Here is a 4,239-nt window from a genome sequence, read left to right as displayed (position 1 = left end):
CCCGCGCCACGGTGCCCCGGCACCGGCGACACGGCGCGGCGCTTCACACCCGGCCAGGTAGCTCAGTCGGTAGAGCAGTGGACTGAAAATCCACGTGTCGGTGGTTCGATTCCGCCCCTGGCCACCATTTCCCGCCCCACCCAAGGAATTCGGTCGGGTGTTTTGGTCTGTCCACGCCGTGACGGCACCGCGCCTCGTCCGCCTGACATTCTCCAATGCCTTATCTGATCGTCAAAAAAACCAAGAAAACCCTTTCCAAGGGCAAATTCCTGGACCAGGAAAGCGGCCAGATTTTCGAGCGCGAGCGGCTGGCCACACAGCGCGAGTCTTACCTGAACAGTGTCGAGCCGGTGTGCTGGGTACCGTGGATCGACATGGCGCTGAAGTTCTCGACCCGCGCCAAGGCGGAACAGGTGCGCCGCACGCTGCCGCAGGAAGGCATTTCGATCGAAGCGGTGTGAAGGCAACCGCTTTATCGGTGTCTTGCGCCCGAGGCCGGATGCCCCGGCCTGAATCCACGGCGTAAGCCGTCGATTCATGGGACGCCGCGCGGGCGTGCACCGCGCTGCCGGGCGCCGACTGAATCGGCGCGTGCTTGACTTGCCCGATTGCCGCGCTGCCCGTCGGGGCGGCGCCCGCGAGGTCAGACCGCCGTGTACGAGCGCCTGTTGCCGACGATCCTGATCCTGGCCACCGGCACCGCCTGGCGGCACCTGCAGCCAGGCGGCCTGCCGATCGGGCAGGTGCGCCAGGTGCTCAATTCCCTGATCGTGAACCTGCTGGCGCCGGCCATGATCCTGGGCGTGTTCCTGACCGCGCACCCGGACACCACGCTGCTGCGCGTGCCGCTGGCCGGGCTGCTGGTGATCGCCGCCTGCCTTGGCGCCAGCGTGCTGGTGTTCGGCGCCATGCTGCGCGCCGGACGGCTGACGCGCCCGCAGGCCGGCGCGGCGATTCTGGCGGCGAGCTTCGGCAACGGTCTTGGTGCCGCACTGCCGGTGGTCGACGCGCTGCTCGGCGCGTCCGCGGCCCGCGTGCCGCTGCTGTACGACATGTTCGCCACGGTGCTGGTGTTCTGGTCGCTCGGCGTGGCGCTGGCGGCCTGGCTGGGTGGCGCCGCAGTCGGCTGGCGCAGCGCGCTGGTGGTGCTGCGCATGCCGCCGTTCTGGGCCACGGCGGCGGCGCTGGCAGTCAACACCAGCGGCTTGGCGTTGCCGCGCGGGCTGGTGCAGACCCTCGTGGTGCTGGGACAGGCCACGGTACCGATGCTGCTGTTCGTGGTCGGCAGCACGTTTTCGCTGCGCGGACTCGCGCGCCTGGACGTGCTGGCGCCGGTGCTGGCGATCCGGCTCGGGCTCGGGTGTGCGGTGGGATTGCTCGCGGTGCGGGCGGTGGGGCTTGGCGGCGAGCTTGGCGCCGCCACGCTGCTGGTGGCGATGGCGCCGTCGGTGGCGGTCGGCATCGCCATCAGCGAGCGCTTCGGGCTCGATTCCGAGCTGTTCACCGCCGCACTCACCGCCAGCACGGTGCTGTACGTGCTGCTGGCGCCGCCGCTGGCGGGCTGAGGCAAGCCGCTTGAGCCGCCGCGCGGCGGCTTCAATCGGTGACGGTCTCGACCTCCGCCTCACCGGCGTCCGGCGTCGGCAGCGGCACGTAGCCGCCCTCCACTGGGTGCACGATGTAGCCGCCGGACTTGCTGTCGCGCTCGAGCGTCAGCCAGCCGCGGGCGGCGGCCTCTTCCAGCATGTCGTTGAAACTGCGAAAGCCGTGGAAGCGCTCGTTGAAGCCCGGCCGGCGCCGGCGCAGGGTCTGCTTGACCATCGAGCCCCAGATTTTCTGCTCCTCGCCGCGGTCCTCGACCAGCGCGGCGACGGTTTCCATGATCAGGCGCAGACCCTTGTCGGCACGGCTGGCGGCCGACTGCTCATCGTCTCCCGCCGGCGACTCGGGCTCGGCCGGCGCTTCGGCAACGGGCAGGGTCTCGACCAGGCTTTCCGTGGCGTCGGCTGCGACTGCGACGGTCTCGCCGCGCTTGCGCCGCCCACCGCGCGCGCGGGGTTTGCGCTTGGGCTCCTCGGCCGGCGTTTCCGGGGCCGGCTCGGCGGCGACCGGTGCCGGCTCGGTGGCCGGTTCGATCCTGGCTGGCTCGGCCTTGGCCGGCTCTGCTTTCGGCTTGGCACTGCGCCGGCGGGCGGGCTTCCTGGGCACCTCGGCGCGCACCAGGTCGTCGTAGTAGATGAATTCGTCGCAGTTGGCGATCAGCAGGTCGGACGTCGAACTGGCCACGCCGACGCCGATCACCTCTTTGTTGTTCTCGCGCAGCTTCGACACCAGCGGCGAGAAGTCCGAATCACCGGACACGATCACGAAGGTGTTGACGTGGCTTTTGGTGTAGCAGAGATCGAGCGCGTCCACCACCAGGCGGATGTCGGCCGAGTTCTTGCCGGACTGGCGCAGGTGCGGGATTTCGATCATCTCGAACGCCGCCTCGTGCATGGCGGGCTTGAATTTCTTGTAGCGCTCCCAGTCGCAGTAGGCCTTCTTGACCACGATCGGGCCCTTCAGCAGCAGGCGCTCGAGAACCCTGCGGATGTCGAACTGGTCATACTTGGCGTCGCGCACGCCCAGCGCCACGTTTTCGAAGTCGCAAAATACCGCCAGAATCGGCGTGCGATGGCTACCTGAAGTGCTCACGGGAATTCCTGACCAACCGCGGGGCGGTCATTATCAGGCCGTTGTCGGCATCCGGTTCAACGGTATTGCAATGTTTCACCAGCGCGCGGATACCCGAACCCCATGACGCACCGCGTCACCATCACCTACTGCACGCAATGCCGCTGGCTGCTGCGCGCCGCCTGGATGGCGCAGGAGCTGCTGTCGAGCTTCGAGGACGAGCTCGGCGAGGTGGCGCTGCGCCCCGGCCGCGGCGGCGTGTTCGAAATCACGGTCGATGGGCTGTCGGTCTGGTCACGCGCCGCCGAGGGGCGGTTCCCGGACATCAAGGAACTGAAGCAGCGCGTGCGCGATCGCGTCGCGCCCGGGCGCGATCTCGGTCATGTGGACCGCTGAGCAGCAAGCCGTGTGGCGCTGGCTGCTGGCAGCGCTGTGCCTGCTGCTGCCGGGCCTCACGCCCGCGCAAGGCGCGGCCCCGCACGCCCGCCTGAGCCTGCTCGCCGACGTGCGCGGCGTGCTGCCGGGGCAGCCGTTTTCCGTCGGCGTGAACGTCGAGCTCGACCGCGGCTGGCACATCTACTGGCGCAACCCCGGCGATTCCGGCCAGGCGCCGCGCATCGACTGGCAGTTGCCGGCCGGCTTTGCGGCCGGCGACATCGAATGGCCGTACCCCGAGCAAGTGTCGCCGCCGCCGGTGGTGACCTACGGCTACCAGGACGAGGTGCTGCTGCCGGTGACGCTGACGCCGCCGCCGGACCTCGCCGGCCCGGTCAGATTGGCCGCCAGGGTGCACTACCTCGTCTGCAAGGACTTGTGCCTGCCCGAGCAGGCCGAGCTCGCGCTCGAGCTGCCGGTGCTGGAGCGCGCCCAGCCCGACCCGGCCGGCCAGCGCGCGATCGCCGCCGCCCGCGCACGCCTGCCGCGGCAGTGGCCGCAACTGACGCTGCAGGCGGCGCGGTTCGGCGATCACGTGTATCTGAGCTGGCCGGCCGCGCTCGGCTCCGCTGCCGTGCGGTTCTTCCCCGACCGCGAAGGGCAGTTCCGGCACTCGGCCGGGCAGGTGCAGGAGCGCGTGGACGGACGGCTGCGCCTGACGCTGACCGCCACCGCACAGCCCCTGGAGCGCCTGACCGGCGTGCTGGTGGACGCGCGCGGCTGGGATGGCGCAGGACGGGTGCGAGCGATTGCGGTGGACGTGCCGGTACGCGCGCTCGATCAGGCCCCGCCGGCCGGACGGCCGGTGACGGCGCGCGCCAAAACGGCGGCCGGCGGCATGGGGCTGGCGCTCGCCGCCGGTCTGGCGCTGCTCGGCGGGCTGATCCTGAACCTCATGCCGTGCGTGTTCCCGGTGCTGTCGGTGAAGGTGCTGAGTTTCATCCAGCTGGCGCACGGCGATCCCGGCCGGGTGCGCCGGCATGGCCTCGCGTTTCTGGCCGGCGTGCTGGTGAGCTTCTGGCTGCTGGCGGGGCTGCTGCTGGCGCTGCGCGCCGCCGGCGGCGGGGTCGGCTGGGGCTTTCAGCTGCAGTCGCCGGGTTTCGTCGCCGCCATGGCGCTGCTGCTGACGGC

Annotated in this window: 4 protein-coding genes, 1 tRNA gene and 1 pseudogene; 5 read left to right on the top strand and 1 reads right to left on the bottom strand. The window is 70.3% G+C overall.

Going from position 1 to position 4,239, the window contains the following annotated elements:
• Positions 1-51 precede the first annotated feature (51 nt).
• The 3 genes from PHC73_RS11945 to PHC73_RS11935 all read left to right on the top strand — a co-directional run bounded on the left by PHC73_RS11945 (position 52) and on the right by PHC73_RS11935 (position 1,565).
• Positions 52-127, top strand: a tRNA-Phe gene (locus PHC73_RS11945).
• Positions 128-215: 88 nt separating this feature from the next.
• On the top strand, positions 216-461 hold the full coding sequence (locus PHC73_RS11940) for a hypothetical protein (protein ID WP_300128513.1): 246 nt from the start codon (positions 216-218) through the stop codon (positions 459-461).
• 192 nt (positions 462-653) lie between these two features.
• The gene (locus tag PHC73_RS11935; RefSeq protein WP_300128510.1) at positions 654-1,565 is read left to right on the top strand and encodes an AEC family transporter; all 912 of its coding nucleotides are present in this window, start codon (positions 654-656) and stop codon (positions 1,563-1,565) included.
• Between the two features lie 649 nt (positions 1,566-2,214).
• Here the strand turns inward: PHC73_RS11935 and PHC73_RS14025 are convergent.
• Positions 2,215-2,694 (bottom strand): annotated as a pseudogene (locus tag PHC73_RS14025) (NYN domain-containing protein); the annotation flags it as partial.
• 102 nt (positions 2,695-2,796) lie between these two features.
• Here PHC73_RS14025 and PHC73_RS11925 point away from each other — a divergent pair.
• A complete protein-coding gene (locus tag PHC73_RS11925) occupies positions 2,797-3,069 on the top strand; it encodes a SelT/SelW/SelH family protein (RefSeq protein ID WP_300128505.1) in 273 nt (90 codons plus the stop codon).
• A partial coding sequence (locus tag PHC73_RS11920) for a protein-disulfide reductase DsbD domain-containing protein (protein WP_300128502.1) occupies positions 3,056-4,239 on the top strand: 1,184 nt, incomplete at its 3' end. The genes PHC73_RS11925 and PHC73_RS11920, both read left to right, overlap by 14 nt.

This window comes from Immundisolibacter sp. (assembly GCF_028696615.1).
Classification (GTDB): Bacteria; Pseudomonadota; Gammaproteobacteria; order Immundisolibacterales; family Immundisolibacteraceae; genus Immundisolibacter.
The sequence above is the reverse complement of the archived record's forward strand: the minus strand, read 5'-3'. Positions and strand labels throughout refer to the sequence as shown.